The sequence below is a fragment of the Nocardioides sp. Z43_10 genome (genome assembly GCF_059766615.1).
In genome coordinates this window covers 215,168-232,157 of sequence record NZ_JCBAJY010000001.1, presented here as the reverse complement: position 1 = coordinate 232,157, position 16,990 = coordinate 215,168, and the positions used below count along the sequence as shown (strand labels likewise).

The window sequence follows — 16,990 nt, the reverse complement described above, 5'->3', positions numbered from 1 at the left end:
AGTACCGACCACGTGCCAGGGACGGGCCCGCTGCTGGCCGCCCGACGCTTCCTCACCCGCGACACGGTGGGCGACTCCGGGCGCACCCTGCACCACATCGAGGGCGTCGACGGCTCGGCGTGGGAGTCCTTCTACCGCGACCGCTGGAGCTACGACAAGGTCGTCCGCTCCACCCACGGGGTCAACTGCACCGGCTCCTGCTCGTGGAACGTCTTCGTCAAGGACGACCTGATCACCTGGGAGCACCAGGCCACCGACTACCCGACGACCGGACCCGACTCCCCGGACTACGAGCCCCGCGGCTGCCCGCGCGGCGCGTCGTTCTCCTGGTACGAGTACTCCCCGTCGCGGGTGCGTCACCCCTACGTGCGCGGCGCGCTCGCGCAGATGTACCGCGAGTCGCTGGCGCGCCTGGGCGACCCGGTGCTCGCCTGGGCCGACATCGTCGAGAACCCGATCAAGACCCACATCTACAAGAGCCAGCGCGGCCGCGGCGGCTTCGTCCGGATGGACTGGGACGAGGTGACCACGATGATCGCGGCCGCCCACGTGCACACCACGAAGAAGTACGGGCCGGACCGGGTCGTCGGCTTCTCCCCGATCCCGGCGATGTCGATGGCCTCGTTCGCCGCCGGCACCCGCTACCACGCGCTGATGGGCGGCACCCTGCTCAGCTTCTACGACTGGTACGCCGACCTGCCGATCGCGTCCCCGCAGGTGTGGGGCGACCAGACCGACGTCCCCGAGGCCGGCGACTGGTGGAACTCCACCTACCTGGTGATGTGGGGCTCCAACATCCCGGTGACCCGCACGCCCGACGCGCACTTCCTCGCCGAGGCCCGCTACCGCGGCACCAAGGTGGTCGCGGTCAGCCCCGACTACGCCGACAACGTGAAGTTCGCCGACGACTGGCTGGCCCCGCACCCCGGCACCGACGGCGCGCTGGCGATGGCGATGGGCCACGTCGTGCTCGCGGAGTTCTTCCGCGACCGCCAGGTCCCCTACTTCACCGACTACGTCCGCAAGTTCACCGACCTGCCGTTCCTGGTGACGCTGCGCGAGCGCGACGGCGCCTGGACCTCCGACCGGTTCCTGACCGCCGCCGACCTCGGCGACACCGAGGAGGGCGCGGCCCACAAGACCGTGCTCGTCGACGACCGCAACGGCGACCTGGTCGTGCCCAACGGCTCGCTGGGCTTCCGCTGGAACGACTCCGGCATGGGCAAGTGGAACCTCGACCTCGAGGACGTCGTGCCCGCGGTCGGCCTGGCCGGCCACGAGAGCGGCGCGGTCGAGGTCGACCTGGCCCGCTTCGACATCGGCGACACCGAGGGCGGCACCACGATGCGCCGCGGCGTACCGGTCCGTCAGATCGGCGAGCACCTGGTCACCACCGTCTTCGACCTGCTGATGGCCCAGTACGGCGTCAAGCGCGGCGACCTGCCCGGCACCTGGCCCACCGGCTACGACGACGCCTCCGAGCCCAACACCCCGGCCTGGCAGGAGACGATCACCGGCGTCCCCGCCACCATGGCCGCCAAGATCGGCCGCGAGTTCGCCCGCAACGCCGAGCGCAGCAAGGGCCGCTCGCTGATCGCGATGGGCGCCGGCGCCAACCAGTGGTTCCACTCCGACATGACCTACCGCGCCTTCATCGCGCTGGTCACCCTGACCGGCTGCCAGGGCGTGAACGGCGGCGGCTGGGCGCACTACGTGGGTCAGGAGAAGGCCCGTCCGATCACCGGACAGCAGCACATGTCCTTCGCCTTCGACTGGCAGCGCCCGATGCGCCACCAGGCGAGCACCCCGTTCTGGTACCTGCACACCGACCAGTGGCGCTACGAGCGGGTCCCGGCCGACGAGCTGTCCTCGCCGCTGGGCACCGGTCGCCTGGACGGGATGTCCTTCGCCGACACCGTCGCCGCCGCGCAGCGGATGGGCTGGTCCCCGGGCCACCCGGCGTTCAACCGCAACCCGCTCGACCTCACCGACGAGGCGGCCGCCGCCGGCGTCCCGGTCGCGCAGCACATCGTCTCCGAGCTGCAGGCGGGAAGGCTCAAGGCCACCGCCGACGACCCCGACGACCCGGCCAACTTCCCGCGCTGCCTCACCCTGTGGCGGGCCAACCTGCTCGGCTCCTCGGGCAAGGGCAACGAGTACTTCATGCGCCACCTGCTCGGCGTCGACTCCCTGGCCAGCGCTGAGGAGTGCGGCGAGGGCGAGCGCCCGCGCGACCTCACCTGGCGTCCGGACGCGCCCACCGGCAAGCTCGACCTGCTCACCACGATCGACTTCCGGATGACCAACACCGGCCTGCACAGCGACGTGGTGCTGCCGGCCGCCACCTGGTACGAGAAGCACGACATCTCGACCACCGACATGCACCCGTTCGTGCACTCGTTCAGCCCCGCGGTGCCGCCGCCGGCCGACGCGCACACCGACTACGACGCGTTCCTGGCGATCGCCGACCGGTTCAGCGAGCTGGCCGTCACCCACCTCGGCGTGCGCCGCGACGTGCTCGCCGCGCCGCTGCAGCACGACACCGCCGACGAGCTGGCCACCCCGGGCGGCCGGGTCCGCGACTGGAAGGCCCGCCCGGGCCACCCGGCCGAGTGCGACCCGATCCCCGGCGTGACGATGCCCAAGCTGGTCGAGATCGAGCGCGACTACACGCTGATCGGTGCGAAGATGCGCGCGGTCGGGCCGCTGCTCGACAAGCTCGGCACCACCACCAAGGCGATCACCGTCGACGTCACCGCCGAGCTGGAGTACCTGCGCCGCGAGAACGGCGTGGTCGCCGACGGCCCCTTCGCGGGACGCCCGTCGCTGGCCACCGCGGACCGGATGTGCGAGGCGATCCTGGCGCTGTCGGGCACCACCAACGGCCGGGTCGCCGAGGAGGGCTTCCGTCGTCTCGAGGAGCGCACCGGCCAGCCGTTCGTCGACCTGATCGAGGGCCACGAGCGCGACCAGATCTCCTACCCCGACACCCAGCGCGCGCCGCAGCCGGTCTTCACCAGCCCGGAGTGGTCGGGCTCGGAGAAGGGCGGGCGCCGCTACTCGCCGTTCACGCTGAACGTCGAGCGCTCCAAGCCGTGGCACACGCTGACCGGGCGCCAGCACTTCTTCGTCGAGCACGACTGGGTCGCCGAGCTCGGCGAGCACCTGCCGGCGTTCCGTCCGCCGCTCAACATGGCGCGCCACTTCGGGCCGCCCGGTGAGCTGGTCGACGGCGGGGTGACCGTGCGGTTCCTGACGCCGCACGCGAAGTGGTCGATCCACTCGATGTACCACGACAACGAGCTGATGCTGGCGCTCTCGCGCGGTGGCCCGGTGGTCTGGATGAGCGTCGAGGACGCCGCCAAGATCGGGGTCGCCGACAACGACTGGATCGAGGCGGTCAACCGCAACGGCGTCATCGTGGCCCGCGCCGTGGTCAGCCACCGGATGCCGGAGGGCACCAGCTTCCAGTACCACTCTCCCGAGCGCACGGTGAACGTGCCGAAGACCGAGGAGAGCGGTCGCCGCGGCGGCTACCACAACTCGATGACCCGGCTCCTGATCAAGCCGACCCACCTGGCCGGTGGTCACGCCCAGCTGACCTACGCCTTCAACTACTACGGCCCCATCGGGAGCCAGCGCGACGAGATCACGGTCATCCGCCGTCGCGCGCAGGAGGTGCAGTACTGATGAAGCTTCGCGCGCAGGTCGCCATGGTGATGAACCTGGACAAGTGCATCGGCTGCCACACGTGCTCGGTCACGTGCAAGCAGACGTGGACCAACCGGGAGGGCACCGAGTACGTCTGGTTCAACAACGTCGAGACCAAGCCCGGCATCGGCTACCCCAAGCACTACGAGGACCAGGACAAGTGGCACGGCGGCTGGATGCTGGACCGCAAGGGCCGGCTCACGCTGCGCTCGGGCACCCGCACCAAGCGGCTCAGCCGGATCTTCGCCAACCCCGACCTCCCCGCCCTGGAGGACTACTACGAGCCCGCGACGTTCGACAAGGACGTGCTGGTCAACGCGCCGGCCGGGCTCAAGGACACCCCGGTCAAGCAGCCGCGCTCGGCGCTCACCGGCAAGCCGATGTCGCTGGAGTGGGGCGCCAACTGGGAGGACAGCCTCGGCGGTGCGCACGAGCGCGCCGACCAGGACCCCAACATCGTGAAGATGGACCCCGCGGTGGTGGCGGAGAAGGTCAAGTTCGAGTTCGAGAAGACCTTCATGTTCCACCTGCCGCGGATCTGCGAGCACTGCCTCAACCCCGCCTGCGTCTCGGCCTGCCCCTCGGGCGCGATGTACAAGCGCGAGGAGGACGGCATCGTCCTGGTGGACCAGGACAAGTGCCGTGGCTGGCGGATGTGCGTCTCGTCGTGCCCCTACAAGAAGGTCTACGTCAACCACGCCACCGGCAAGGCGGAGAAGTGCACGTTCTGCTTCCCGCGCATCGAGGCCGGCCAGCCGACGATCTGCTCGGAGACCTGCGTGGGTCGGCTGCGCTACCTGGGCATCGTGTTCTACGACGAGGACGCGGTGCTCGCCGCGGCCTCGGTCGAGGACGAGCACGACCTGCTCGACGCCCAGCGCGACGTGTTCCTCGACCCGCACGACCCGGCCGTCCAGCAGGCCGCGCGTGAGGAGGGCATGCCGCAGGAGTGGCTCGACGCGGCGATGGCCTCGCCGGTGTGGAAGCTGATCAGCGAGTACCGCATCGCGCTGCCGCTGCACCCGGAGTACCGCACGCTGCCGATGGTCTGGTACGTCCCGCCGCTCTCGCCGGTGCTCGACGCGGTGGGTCAGGCCGGGCGCGACGACACCGACGCCGACGACGTCTTCCACACCATCCGCGACCTGCGGATCCCGGTGGAGTACCTCGCCGAGCTGTTCACCGCCGGTGACGCCGACGCGGTCGCCGGCGTGCTGATGAAGCTCGCCGCGATGCGCTCCTACATGCGGGTGCGCACCCTCGACGGCACCGTCGCCGAGGAGCTCCTCGAGGGCATCGGGATGACCGCGGACCAGGTGGAGGCGATGTACCGCCTGCTCGCCATCGCCAAGTACGACGAGCGCTACGTGATCCCGGTGGCCTACAGCAAGGACGCCGCCGCGCTCGAGGCGCAGGCGGCCGCCCAGAACGACTGCTCGCTGGACTGCGAAGGTGGGCCGGGTATGGGCGGCGAAGGTGCCGCCGTCGGCGCGTCGGTGGAGAGCTTCCACCTCGTCGAGTCCGACGACGACGTCCGGATCGGCGGCAAGGGTCTCTCCTTCCGCCGCAAGGACGGCCGTCCCGGGCTGTCGATCGAGCCGGCCGGAGGCCTGGCGTGAGGGGCGTCTCGAGCGTCGAGCCGGCCGACCGCGTCCGGGTCTTCGAGCTGGCCGCGCTGCTGTTGACCTACCCCGACGACGAGCTGCTCGCGGCCCGCGACGGGCTGGCCGCGGCCGCCGCCGCGATCGAGCACGACGAGGCGCGCGAGGGTCTCCAGGCCTTCCTCGCCTGGCTGAGCGAGACCGAGCTCGGCGCCGTCCAGCGCCACTACGTCGCGACGTTCGACCTGCAGCGCAAGTCGGGGCTCTACCTGACCTACTACCTGCACGGCGACACCCGCAAGCGCGGCGTCGCGCTGCTCACCCTCAAGCAGCGCTACCGGGCACGCGGGCTGAAGCTGGCCGACGGCGAGCTGCCGGACCTGCTCCCGGTGGTGCTGGAGTTCGCGGCGATGGTCGGCCCCGGTGACGGGGAGGCCCCGCTGCGCCAGCACCGGCGCGGGCTGGAGCTGCTCCGCGCGGCGCTGGACTCCACCGGCTCGCCGTACCTGCACGTGCTGGACACCATCACCCTCTCCCTGCCGCCGCTGACCGCCGCCGACATCGAGGCGATCGCCGCGCTCGCGGTGGACGGCCCGCCGGTGGAGTCGGTCGGCCTGGACCCCTACGGCTCCGACCTGAACGGACCGGACCTGAACGGTCCGGACGAGCTCGCCCGGATCGGCGTCGCCCCCTATCCCACCTGCCCCTCGTCGGAGGTCTCGGCATGAACCACTTCCTCTGGGTCGTCGTGCCCTACCTGTGCCTCACCGTCTTCCTGGTCGGCCACGTGTGGCGCTGGCGCCACGACCAGTTCGGCTGGACCACGCACACCAGCCAGCTCCTCGAAGGCCGGATCCTGCGTCTCGGCTCGCCGCTGTTCCACCTCGGCGCCCTCGGCGTGATCGCCGGGCACGTGATGGGCCTGCTGGTGCCCGCCTCGTGGACCGAGGCGCTCGGCATCTCCGAGCACGCCTACCACGTGGTCGCGGTCGGTGGCGGCACCGTCACCGGCATCATGCTGGTGATCGGCTTGATCCTGCTGCTCGCCCGCCGGGTGCTGCACGGGCGGGTGCGGATGACGACCACGATGTCGGACCGGGTGCTCTACGCCGCCCTGGTGCTGATGATCGGGCTCGGGATGATCTCGGTGCTCAGCCAGTACGTCGGGCACGGCTACGACTACCGCGAGAGCATCTCGGTGTGGTTCCGCGGGGTCTTCTGGTTCCGTCCCGAGTCCGCGCTGATGGTCGAGGCCCCGCTGGCCTACCAGCTGCACGCCCTGGGCGGGTTCCTGTTCATGGCGATGTGGCCCTTCACCCGGCTGGTCCACGTCTGGTCCGCGCCGCTGGCCTACCTGTGGCGCCCCTACGTGGTCTACCGCGGCCGCAGCGGCGCGGTGCCGACCGCGTCGATGTCGCCCTCGCTGACCCGGGACGCGGCGCTGCCGCCGCTGGACCCCGCCGCGCTCGAGGCGCTGCGCCGGGAGTCGGTGAACTGACGTTCCCTTCACTGCGGGGGGTGTGCCCGGTGGGGCCGGCCAGGCATGATCGAGAGCCGGCCCCTTCGTCGCTGCGGCGCCTGGCTCGCAGCCTCCCGGAGTTGAAGGAGAGCGCATGTTCACCACGTCCGACCTGACCCGACTGGCCGCCGTCGAGACCCCGTTCGCGGTGTCGCTCTTCCTGCCGACCCATGTCGCCGGGGCCGATGCCCGCCAGGACCAGATCCGTCTGAAGAACCTCGTGGGCCGGGCCCGCGAGGGACTGGTGGAGGCGGGCCTGCCCGCCGGTGAGGCGGACGCGACGCTGAGGCCGGCGCTCGCCCTGCTCGACGACGAGTTCTTCTGGCAGCACCGCGACGCCGGGCTCGCCCTCTTCCTCGATCGCGAGGAGATGCGCTCCTACCGGGTACCCCTCGAGCTGGAGGAGGGGGTCACCGTGGGACCGGGCTTCCACGCCAAGCCGCTGCTGCCGCTGCTGGCCGCCGACGGCGGCTTCCGGGTGCTCGCGCTGGCGGCGCGCCACGTCACCCTCTACACCGCCTCCCGGTTCGCCCTGGTCGAGAACCGGGCGGCACAGATGCCGCACGGCATCCAGGACGACGCGGCCGAGTCCGACTACCAGAACCCGGTCCAGGCCTCGCCCGCCGCGCGCGGTGTCGGCACCGGCGGGAGCATCGCCAACTCCCAGGTGTACGGCGACAGCCCGCCGGAATGGCGCAAGGGCCAGCTCGTCGACTTCGCCCACAAGGTGGCCGCGGTGATGGACGCGGTCACCGCGCACCGCAAGCTGCCCGTCGTACTCGTGGCGGATGCGGAGCTCGGCGGCCACTTCCGCAAGGCCAGCGGCCTGGGGGCGCTGCTCGAGGCCGTCATCGACACCCACCCCGACTCGCTGGACCGCGCCCGCCTGCACGAGGTCGCCTACGAGGCGGCTCGCCCCCGGCTCGACGCCACCCGGCGCGACGCGGTCGCGCGCTTCGCCGCGCTCAAGGGCAAGCACGATCCCAAGGTCGCCTGGGGCCTGGAGCACCTGGTGAAGTCCGCGCACCGCGGCCAGGTCGAGACGCTGATGCTCCGGATGGACCCGACCGTGTGGGGCACCTTCGACGCCGAGGCCGGCACGATCACGATCAGCGAGACCCCCGACCCCAGCTGCCAGGACCTGGTCGAGCGCGCCGCCGCGATGACGCTCGCCCACGGCGGCGCCGTACACGTCCTCGCCGAGGAGGACCTTCCCGAGATCGAGTACGCCGCCGCGATCCTCCGGTTCTGAGGGGGCGACGCGCACTCGCTGCGCGCGCCTCGCAGCCGCCGCCCAGGCTCGGTCGTGTGCCTGAGCACGCGCTGCGGCGCGGCGTCGGGCACACGACGCGGGCGCGGGCCAGCGAGGACCGGCGTACGGCGTACTGGGCACACGAAACCCGCGCTTCTCACGTGTTCCTTCGTGTGGGGCGTGCGGGTTTCACACGTTAACTCGTGAATCCCGGGGAGGGTGGGGCCAGCGGGGCGCGGCGCACTCGCTGTGCGCGCCTGCCAGCCGGCCAGGCTCGGTCGTGTGCCTGAGCACGCGCTGCGGCGCGTCGTCGGGCACACGACGCGGGGGCGGGCTAGCGAGGTGCGGCGTACGGCGTACTGGCCACACGAAACTGGCGCTTCCCACGTGTTCCTTCGTGTGGGAGGTGCGGGTTTCACACGTTAACTCGTGAACGCCGGGGAGGGTGAGGCCAGTGGGACGTTGCCCCCAACCCCAGCCCAGCCCAGCCCTCAGCCGGCCCAGGCGGCCGGCACGTACGCGCAGGCCGGGTCGGAGGCGAGCGGGTCCCCGGTGACGGCGTACGCGCGGCCGCGCTGGCCGCCGCAGACGTCGCGGAACTCGCACACGCCGCACTTGCCGGTGAGGGCCTCGGGGTCGCGCAGGGCCCGGAACAGCTCGTGGTTGCGGTAGACGTCGACGACGTCGTCGGTGCGCACGTTGCCCACGGAGATCGGCAGGAAGCCCGAGGGCATGATCTCGCCGAGGTGGGAGATGAACAGGAAGCCGCGGCCGTCGTTCACTCCGTGCTTGGGCCGCGCGAGGCCGTCGCCGAACGCGAACCCGGCACCGGAGACGCCCTGGCCGCCGCGGGTGGCCGCGATGCGTCGGTACATCGGTGCGGCGGTCGCCTTGACGTCGAAGTCGCCGGCCAGGGACAGCTCGAAGAGCCAGTTGAGCACCCGCTCGTGCTCCTCGGGGGTGATCATCGACAGCTCCTGGCCCCGGCCCATCGGCACCAGGAAGAACACGCTCCACTGCACCGCCCCGACCTCGCGGACGAACTCCACCATCTGCGGCAGCAGGTGCAGGTTGTGGGTGGTCACGGTGGTGTTGATCTGGGCACTGAGCCCGATCTCGTGGGCGTTGTGGAGGATGTCCATCGTCCGCTGCCAGGAGCCCTTGACCTGGCGGAACTCGTCGTGCACCTCCGGCGTGGGCGCGTCCAGGCTCAACGCGATGCGCCGTACGCCGGCCTCCTGGGCCCGCTTGAGTCGGGCGGTCGTCGGCAGCGCCGTCGCGGTCGGGGTGAGCGAGCAGCGCAGCCCCGCCTCGGTGGAGTACTCGATCAGGTCGAAGAGGTCCTTGCGCATCATCGGGTCGCCGCCGGTGAAGACCATGATCGGCGAGCCGAACTCGGCGAGCCGGTCGATCAGGGCGTAGCCCTCCTCGGTGCTCAGCTCGTTCGGGTTGCGCCGGTGCTGGGCGTCGGCGCGGCAGTGCACGCAGGAGAAGGCGCAGGCCCGGGTCACCTCCCAGGCGATCGTGAACGGCGCCTGGTCGAAGTCGACCTCGGCCATCCACCCGTTGCGCAGGCTGCGCTCGAGCTGGTGGGTGGCGCTCATCGCGGGAGACTGGTGGCGAGCTGGATCTGCCCGGCCTCCGGCCCCGGTTGCTGCCGGGCGCCGGACTCGGGGAGCCCTGCCTCGCCAGCCCGACAACCGCAGCCGCCGCCTCCGCAGCCGCCGGTGGCTCGGACTTCCGTGATTCCCAGATCGTGCGTCACTGCGCGCTCCCTCGACATGCCTGTGATGGGGCGCCTTCGGCCCATGCCGTCAGGCTATGCCTGGCGCAGGGTCGCCCGAGCGGGTTTGGCTGGTTGCAGGACCAACGTCCCGAAGGGCCCTTCCTCGGTTCACCGTGGCCGATGTCATGGCCGAGGCCCGGGAGGCACGACGGCGAGCCGGTTACCGTGGGGAGGATGCTCAGCCACCCGATCACCGCCCTCGTGCAGCACCCGCGCGTGCACGTCGCGCTCAAGGCCGCGGTAGCCGCCGCGCTGGCCTGGCTCGCCATGCTGCCGCTGGGCGGCGTGGCCGACGAGTACCCCTACTACGCGCCGCTCGGCGCGGTGATCTGCGTGTCGACCACCGTCGCCAGCACGCTGCGCACGGCGCTGCAGGCGGGAGTCGCGATCCTGCTCGGGGCGGGCCTGGCGATGATGGCGCGCGCGGTCGACGTGCCCGCGGTGATCGCCCTGGGGTTCGTGGTGGCGATCGGCACGCTGATCGGCGGGTGGAGACGGATCTCGGCGATGGCGAGCTACGTGCCGGTGGCCGGCCTGTTCGTGCTGATCCTCGGCGGCAGCGATCCCTGGCACTACGTGTTCGGTTACCTGGGGCTGACCGTGTTCGGCGGAGTGATCGGCGTCGTCATCAACGCCGCCTTCCCCTCGCTCCCGCTCTCCTCGACCCGGCACACCCAGGACTCCCTGCGACGGACGCTGGCCGACCAGCTCGACGACCTCGCCGAGGGCCTCGAGCAGGAGCGACTGCTCAGCCCTGAGGAGTGGAGGGGGCGGCAGTGGGCGATCTCGCCACGCGCCCAGCAGATGCAGCAGATGGTGCAGGAGGCCACCGAGTCGCGTCGCGCGAACTGGCGTGCGCGCCGCTGGGCCGAGGAGGCGGACCGGATCTATGAGCAGGCCCGCGCCCTGGAGCAGCTCGCGTTCCTGGTCGAGGACATCACGGTCCTGGTGACCCGCGTCGAGCACTCCGACCGCGACGAGGTGGCGCTGGGCGCGTCGCTGCGCCCGCCCGCCGCGCATGCGCTGCGCCGTACGGCGGTGGCGCTGCGCTCGATCGACGGTCCCGAGATGGAGCCGGCGGCGCGCGGCGAGGCCGAGGACGCGATCCGTCAGCTCGCCGAGGCCGTCATCGCCGCACGCGCCGGGACCGACGACGAGCTCTTCGCGGCGGGCACGGTGGTCACCGCCCTGCGCCGGGCCCTGGATGCGCTCACCCCCGACGCGCAGCAGCTGATGGGGAGCTGACGGCCCCCGCCGCCGGGCCAGCACCGCGGCGATGAGTCGGCTGCGGGCGGCCGGTCTGTCCTGTCGATCCTCACCGACGACAAGGAGCTACGCCATGGTCCGCCTCACGCCCTCCCTCTGGTTCGAGAACGACCTCGAGGAGGCGATCGACTTCTACACCCGGGTGTTCCCCGACAGCGCGGTCGGCGCCGTCCAGCGTCTCGAGCCCGAGGCGCCCGGAGAGCAGGGCAGCATGCTGGCCGCCGAGCTCACCCTCGCCGGCACGAGCTTCGTCTGCCTCAACGGCCGCTCCGGGTCCGCGTTCACCGAGGCGGTCTCGTTCTCCGTCGGGTGCGCCGACCAGAGCGAGATCGACCACTACTGGCAGGCGCTCACCGCCGACGGCGGGCAGGAGTCGATGTGCGGTTGGCTCAAGGACCGGTTCGGCCTGAGCTGGCAGGTGGTGCCTGCCGACCTCCCCGCTCTGCTGAGCGGGCCCGAGGCCGTGCAGGCGATGCTGCGGATGGGCAAGATCGTGATCGCCGACCTCCAGGCGGCCGGGGACGCGCAGCCCGCCGTGCCGAGCAGCTGAGCGGTGACCGGCCGGGCGCCGGGGCTGCCGGCGCGGCGTTTGTCGCTGGTGGAGCCGGGTACCCAGCAAGCGTCCTGTTCATCGAAAGTCAGGAGTGATCACGTGAGCGTCAAGTACACCGTGCCCGGACTGACCGCCAAGGACAGCAACAAGGCGATCGCGGTCCTGCAGGGACGGCTCAGTGCCTACAACGACCTGCACCTGACGCTGAAGCACATCCACTGGAACGTCGTCGGCCCGCACTTCATCGCCGTCCACGAGATGATCGACCCGCAGGTGGAGCTGGTGCGCGGCTACGCCGACGAGGTCGCCGAGCGGATCGCGACGATGGGTGGCTCCCCGCGGGGCACCGTCGGCGCGGTCGTGGCCGACCGGACCTGGGACGACTACTCGCTGGGGCGCGACACCGTGCTCGCCCACCTCGGCGCGCTGGACCAGGTCTACAACGGCCTGATCGAGGAGAGCCGCAAGGCGATCGAGATCGTCGGCGAGCTCGACCCGGTCACCGAGGACGTGCTGATCGGCCACACCGCCGAGCTGGAGAAGTTCCAGTGGTTCGTGCGCGCCCACCTGGAGAGCGTCTCGGGCAAGCTCTCGACCGCGGGGGCGGAGACCGAGAAGGCGGCCGCGGACAAGAGTCGCACCGACTGAGGGACTCGGTCGGTCGGGGCGCGGGGGATCCCGACCGGCCGGCACCCTGGTCCAGACCAGATTTCTGGTTTACCGTCGAACCACCTGGGAATGGTGATGTCGGTCGGCTCGGGCGACGACGTTCGTCCCGGGTCCGTGACACCCCACCTGCTGAAGACACCGGCGGGCATGGCGCAAGTTCCCCCACCAGGACGACCGCATGCAGCACACCCTGACCACAGCTCTTCCCCTCGACCTCGACGAGGGGGATCTCGCCGGGACCGCCCTCGCCACGCAGGACGACCAGGGCGCCGCCGACGCCGAGGAGCAGCCTCTGCGCGCGGAGGACCTCGACGAGGCGCTCGACGTGGCCGACCGCCTCGGCGATGACCGGCTCTCGCGGGCACGCCGCCAACAGCTGACGGCGCTGCTCCTGCAGCGGGCCGCCGAGGCCGACGACGAACGGGTCCGCGACGAGGCGCTCGGGCGGGTCGTGGTCCTCAACATGGTGGTCGCTCGCTCGATGGCCTCGCGGCACCGGGACAAGGGCATCCCCCTCGAGGACCTCGAGCAGGTCGCCTATGTCGCGCTGATCCGGGCGACGCGCCAGTTCGATGCCTCACGGGACCACAACTTCCTCTCCTACGCGGTGCCGACGATCCGCGGGGAGCTGCGCAAGTACTTCCGCGATCTCGGCTGGACCGTGCGACCGCCTCGGCGGGTGCAGGAGATCCAGTCCCGGGTGGTCGCCGCCCGTGCCACCCTCGCCCAGGGCGGGGGTCCGGCGCCCACCGTCGCCGAGATCGCCCTCAGCCTCGACGAGGACGAGAAGTCCGTGGCCGAGGCCCTGGCCGCGGAGGGCTGCTTCTTCCCGACGTCGCTGGACCGCCCGGTCGGCGAGGACTCCTCGATGACGGTCGGGGACGGGCTGGTGCACGACGACGAGAGCGAGCGCGAGGCCGCCGAGGCGCGCGTCGTGCTGCGCCCCGTCGTACGCCGGCTGCGCCCGCGCGATCGCCGGATCCTGCAGCTGCGGTACTTCGAGGGCTGTACCCAGCAGGAGATCGCCGACGAGATCGGGGTGACCCAGATGCAGGTCTCGCGCCTGCTCACCCGGATCCTGCGCGACCTCGGGACCTGGCTCGGCGAGGACCAGGGCAAGCTCACGGCGCGCTGAGCCGCCAACTCAGAGTGGGGCAGCGGGTGACGCGGCCCACCTGCGCCGCCCCGCGGTGTCAGCATGACTGCCCGCCGGGACGGGTATAGGGATCCACGTGTCACACCCCGGAAGGACAGACGAACGATGAAGCCCCCCACCCCGCGCGGTCCCCTGAGCGAGCGCGTGCTGCTCGCCCTCCAGGACGGTCCGGCAGTCGTCGACCTGGACGGCGACGAGCTGCACGCCGGCTGGCGGTCGGCTGCGGCCGCCGGGAGTCTGGTCGCCGACGAGGACGCCCAGCTCACGCTGTGGGTGCTCTACGAGCTGCACTACCGCGGCTTCGACGGGGTGGACCCGGCCCTGGAGTGGGACCCGGAGCTGATCCGGCTGCGGCTGCGGCTGGAGGAGGCCTTCGAGGCCGAGCTCCGCGCGCGCACCGGCGCCGAGGTGCAGGCCGCGCTGGACGACGACCGGCCCTCGGCCGATCAGCTCTTCGGGCTGATCGAGGCCATGGACGGCGGCAGCCTGGCGTCGTACCTGCAGCGCGAGGCCGACCTGTCCCAGGTGCGCGAGTTCCTCCGGCTGCGCAGCATCTACCACCTCAAGGAGTCCGACCCCCAGGCCTTCCAGATGGCGCGCCTGGACGGCGCCGCCAAGGTGGCGCTGGCCGAGCTGCAGTACGACGAGTTCGGAGGCGGGCGCCCGGAACGGCTGCACGCCCGGCTCTACGCCGACGCCCTGCGCGCGGCCGACCTGGACGACGGCTACGGCGCCTACATCGACGAGGTCAGCGCACTGACCCTCGCGGTCAACAACGTGATGTCCCTGTTCGGGCTGCACCGCCGGCTGCGGGGGGCCTCGATGGGCCACCTCGCGGCCTTCGAGGCGACCAGCTCGGTGCCCTGCCGCCGGATCGCGTCCGGGATCGAGCGGGTCGGTCTGCCGGCGCCCGTGTCGGCCTACTTCCACGAGCACGTGGAGGCCGACGCCGTGCACGAGCAGGTCGCCGTACGCGACATCTGCGGCAGCCTGGTGGCCGCCGAGCCCGAGCTCGCGCGCGACGTGCTCTTCGGGGCGGCCGCCTGCCTGGCCCTGGACGCGCTGGCCGGTCAGGAGCTCGTCGACCGCTGGCAGCCCCAGGCGAGCGAGTCGCTGGACGCGGCGTCGTGACCGGCGAGCGCAGCGTCCAGGTCCGCACCACCAGCCCCGGCGGTCCGCTGCTGGTCCGCGGCGCGGACACGATCCGCGACGAGCAGGGAGTCGAGCACCCGGTCACCCGCCCGGTGGTCGCGGTGTGCGCCTGCGACCGCTCGCAGCGCAAGCCGTGGTGCGACGGCACGCACAAGTTCGTCCGCGCCCAGCGCTGAGCACGCTGAGCGCGCGGACCCGGCGGACCCGATCCTGGGCCGCGCTCAGGTCTCCCGGGTCCGGTAGGGCAGTGCGACCAACTCCAGGACGTGCTGGGCGGGAGAGCCGGCAGCGGCGATCAGGTTGACCTGGACCCCGTGCTCGGCGGCGCGCCGGACGGCCTCGAACAGCTCGCGGACGGCGACGCCGGCCAGCATCGTGGCGCCACTGAGGTCCACCGTGAACGACGACGTGCCCGCCCGCCCGGCGTGCAGGAGCGCGAAGCGCAGCCGCTCGTTGGCCTCGCGGTCCAGCGGGCCCTGGACCCGGACCCGTCCGGGCAGGCGCTGGATCTCGGTCTCGGGGACACCCTCGCGTCCGGCCTGGCGGTGCGGAGCCTCGGAGGTCTCCAGCAGCGTCACCTGACGCATCGGACGGTGCTCGATGCGCACGGTGGTGCCCTGCTCGGAGCGCTTCACGGTGAGCTGGTCGACGAGGCCGGCGGCCAGCATCAGGCCGAGGCCCTCGGCGCCGGGATCCGGCTCACGCCAGCGCCCCTGGTCCTCGACGGTGACGGTGAGCAGCCCGTCGTCGCCGAGCGAGGCGTGCACGGAGAGCGCGCCGTTCGCGCCGTCGTCGTAGGCGTGCTGGGCGGCATTGCTGACCGCCTCGTGACAGGCCTGCAGGATCGCCGACCGGTCCAGGCGGCGTACCCCCAGCCAGTCCAGCCAGTCGCCGAGCTGGTGGCGCACCGTGCTCAGCTCGGCCGGGTCGGCGGGGAGCTTGATCTCCAGCGCCTCGGCCGGCGCGGTGCGCTGGGCGAGCAGCAGGGTCGCATCGTCGTCGAGGCCCGACTGGGCGACCATCCGGGCGAGCACCTGGGAGCCGACCTCGCTCAGGGCGCCACGCCGGGGCAGTGAGGCGTGGGCGACGCCGGCGATCCGGGCCAGCTCCACGGTGCTCTCGGAGGTCGGTCGTCCGGGCCGCTCGATCAGGCCGTCGGAGTAGAGCGCGAGCAGCATCCCCGGCTCGAGCCGGTCGAAGGTCGGGGTGTAGGCGCACCGGGTGCCGAGCGGGCCGTGGCGCGAGGGGGCGAGGTAGCGGAAGTCGCCGTGCGCCCCGACCAGCAACGGCGGCGGGTGACCGGCCGAGCAGTACTCCAGCTCGCCGGTGCGCGAGTCGATGACGACCACGCACACGGTGGTGCCCGGGGCGTCCGGCTGGCCCAGCGCGAAGCGGTCCAGGCTGGACATCGTCTCTGCCGTCGAGGCGCCGCTCTCCAGGCGCTCGTGGGCGACCGCCTGGAGCCGGGCCATCACCGCCGAGGCCTCCGCGCCGTGACCGATCACATCGCCGACGACCAGCGCGAAGCGCCCGTCGGGCAGCAGCACGGTGTCGAACCAGTCGCCGCCGGCGTCGCTGCCGGGCGAGGCGAACAGGTAGCCGGCGGCGATCGAGAGCCGCGGCAGCACCGGGACCCCGGAGGGCAGCAGCGCGTCCTGCATCTCGGTCACCAGGTCCACCGGCTCGACGGCGGCCGCGGCCATCGCGCCCTCCCGGGCGGCTGCCATCAGGTCCTCCCCGAAGGCCGCCACGCCGATCACCGCGCCGGAGGCGTCGCGCCACGGGTGCAGGGTGAGGTCGAGCTCGACCTCGCGCGTCCCCGCCGGCTCCGGCACGGTGACGCTCCAACCGCGTCCCCGGGCCGGCTGGCCGGTGCGCAGGACCTGGTCGAACAGGTCCCAGCGGCCCAGCCCGGCCAGCGCGTCGCGGGCCGGGCGGCCCACGGCGTCGTGGGCGGCGAGCATGGTGCGGGCGGCGGCGTTGATGGCGGCCACCTCGAGGGCCCCCGCGCGCAGCAGGAAGACCGGCTGAGGGTGGTGCTCGAACGCCCAGGATGTCGCCGTGGGATCCCCTGAGATGCTTGCGTCCTGCTCCACGTGGTGCAGCTCCCCTCGTCAGACTTGTGCCGGTGTCCGTACCTTCCAGCGGCGGTGCTGGTCCGAGATGGCTGAGGACCTCGAGGGCGGGGTCGACGCGCGTTGCTCGTGGCACGGGTCGCAGTCGCCGTCCCAGCCCGGACAAGGCAGTACCCAGCCCTCCTGATTCGACTCATCCTGCCCGGTGCGCCCGGAGACTCGCGCGGCGGGCCGGTTGAGGGGACCCCCG

The 16,990-nt window shown here is 72.1% G+C and carries 13 protein-coding genes; 11 read left to right on the top strand and 2 right to left on the bottom strand.

Translation table 11 applies throughout. From position 1 onward, the window contains the following. Positions 1-12: 12 nt before the first annotated feature. From AC6EI4_RS01125 to AC6EI4_RS01105, 5 genes are all read left to right on the top strand, one after another. Positions 13-3,690 carry a nitrate reductase subunit alpha gene (locus AC6EI4_RS01125; protein WP_498450307.1) on the top strand — a complete coding sequence of 1,226 codons (3,678 nt, stop codon included), beginning with the start codon at positions 13-15 and terminating at the stop codon, positions 3,688-3,690. Further along, the gene (narH, locus tag AC6EI4_RS01120) at positions 3,690-5,330 is read left to right on the top strand and encodes a nitrate reductase subunit beta (protein ID WP_498420535.1); all 1,641 of its coding nucleotides are present in this window, start codon (positions 3,690-3,692) and stop codon (positions 5,328-5,330) included. Before AC6EI4_RS01125 ends, narH begins: the two co-directional genes overlap by 1 nt. Further along, positions 5,327-6,040, top strand: a complete 714-nt coding sequence (narJ, locus tag AC6EI4_RS01115; RefSeq protein WP_498420536.1) for a nitrate reductase molybdenum cofactor assembly chaperone — start codon at positions 5,327-5,329, stop codon at positions 6,038-6,040. Before narH ends, narJ begins: the two co-directional genes overlap by 4 nt. Next, a complete protein-coding gene (gene narI / locus AC6EI4_RS01110) occupies positions 6,037-6,810 on the top strand; it encodes a respiratory nitrate reductase subunit gamma (protein ID WP_498420539.1) in 774 nt (257 codons plus the stop codon). The genes narJ and narI overlap by 4 nt, the downstream gene beginning before the upstream one ends. A 115-nt stretch (positions 6,811-6,925) precedes the next feature. Further along, complete coding sequence (locus AC6EI4_RS01105; RefSeq protein ID WP_498420541.1) at positions 6,926-8,083, top strand: baeRF3 domain-containing protein; 1,158 nt, start codon at positions 6,926-6,928, stop codon at positions 8,081-8,083. A gap of 491 nt (positions 8,084-8,574) precedes the next feature. Here the strand turns inward: AC6EI4_RS01105 and AC6EI4_RS01100 are convergent, their stop codons facing one another. Continuing rightward, positions 8,575-9,687, bottom strand: coding sequence for a TIGR04053 family radical SAM/SPASM domain-containing protein (locus tag AC6EI4_RS01100; protein WP_498420543.1), 1,113 nt, complete (start codon positions 9,685-9,687; stop codon positions 8,575-8,577). A 356-nt stretch (positions 9,688-10,043) separates the two neighbouring features. On the opposite strand from AC6EI4_RS01100, the gene AC6EI4_RS01095 reads away from it, so the two are divergent. The 6 genes from AC6EI4_RS01095 to AC6EI4_RS01070 all read left to right on the top strand — a co-directional run bounded on the left by AC6EI4_RS01095 (position 10,044) and on the right by AC6EI4_RS01070 (position 14,841). After that, positions 10,044-11,114: an FUSC family protein gene (locus AC6EI4_RS01095; protein ID WP_498420549.1), complete on the top strand. Its 1,071-nt coding sequence runs from the start codon at positions 10,044-10,046 to the stop codon at positions 11,112-11,114. Positions 11,115-11,208: 94 nt separating this feature from the next. Continuing rightward, positions 11,209-11,685, top strand: coding sequence for a VOC family protein (locus tag AC6EI4_RS01090; protein WP_498450306.1), 477 nt, complete (start codon positions 11,209-11,211; stop codon positions 11,683-11,685). A gap of 102 nt (positions 11,686-11,787) precedes the next feature. Beyond that, positions 11,788-12,336 (top strand): Dps family protein, encoded by a 549-nt coding sequence (locus tag AC6EI4_RS01085; RefSeq protein ID WP_498420551.1) that lies wholly within the window; start codon positions 11,788-11,790, stop codon positions 12,334-12,336. 199 nt (positions 12,337-12,535) lie between these two features. Next, a complete protein-coding gene (locus AC6EI4_RS01080; RefSeq protein WP_498450305.1) occupies positions 12,536-13,492 on the top strand; it encodes a sigma-70 family RNA polymerase sigma factor in 957 nt (318 codons plus the stop codon). 126 nt (positions 13,493-13,618) lie between these two features. Continuing rightward, positions 13,619-14,644, top strand: a complete 1,026-nt coding sequence (locus AC6EI4_RS01075; protein ID WP_498450304.1) for an iron-containing redox enzyme family protein — start codon at positions 13,619-13,621, stop codon at positions 14,642-14,644. Further along, a complete protein-coding gene (locus tag AC6EI4_RS01070) occupies positions 14,641-14,841 on the top strand; it encodes a CDGSH iron-sulfur domain-containing protein (protein WP_498420554.1) in 201 nt (66 codons plus the stop codon). The genes AC6EI4_RS01075 and AC6EI4_RS01070 overlap by 4 nt, the downstream gene beginning before the upstream one ends. Positions 14,842-14,886: 45 nt before the next feature. Here AC6EI4_RS01070 and AC6EI4_RS01065 read toward each other — a convergent pair whose 3' ends face one another. Beyond that, complete coding sequence (locus AC6EI4_RS01065) at positions 14,887-16,761, bottom strand: SpoIIE family protein phosphatase (protein ID WP_498450303.1); 1,875 nt, start codon at positions 16,759-16,761, stop codon at positions 14,887-14,889. Positions 16,762-16,990: the final 229 nt, after the last annotated feature.

Bases quoted from the DNA above. Each gene is read 5' to 3' on its own strand.
- narH (WP_498420535.1), top strand. From the start codon at position 3,690: ATGAAGCTTCGCGCGCAGGTCGCCATGGTGATGAACCTGGACAAGTGC.
- narI (WP_498420539.1), top strand. From the start codon at position 6,037: ATGAACCACTTCCTCTGGGTCGTCGTGCCCTACCTGTGCCTCACCGTC.
- AC6EI4_RS01105 (WP_498420541.1), top strand. From the start codon at position 6,926: ATGTTCACCACGTCCGACCTGACCCGACTGGCCGCCGTCGAGACCCCG.
- AC6EI4_RS01100 (WP_498420543.1), bottom strand. From the start codon at position 9,687: ATGAGCGCCACCCACCAGCTCGAGCGCAGCCTGCGCAACGGGTGGATG.
- AC6EI4_RS01095 (WP_498420549.1), top strand. From the start codon at position 10,044: ATGCTCAGCCACCCGATCACCGCCCTCGTGCAGCACCCGCGCGTGCAC.
- AC6EI4_RS01090 (WP_498450306.1), top strand. From the start codon at position 11,209: ATGGTCCGCCTCACGCCCTCCCTCTGGTTCGAGAACGACCTCGAGGAG.
- AC6EI4_RS01080 (WP_498450305.1), top strand. From the start codon at position 12,536: ATGCAGCACACCCTGACCACAGCTCTTCCCCTCGACCTCGACGAGGGG.
- AC6EI4_RS01075 (WP_498450304.1), top strand. From the start codon at position 13,619: ATGAAGCCCCCCACCCCGCGCGGTCCCCTGAGCGAGCGCGTGCTGCTC.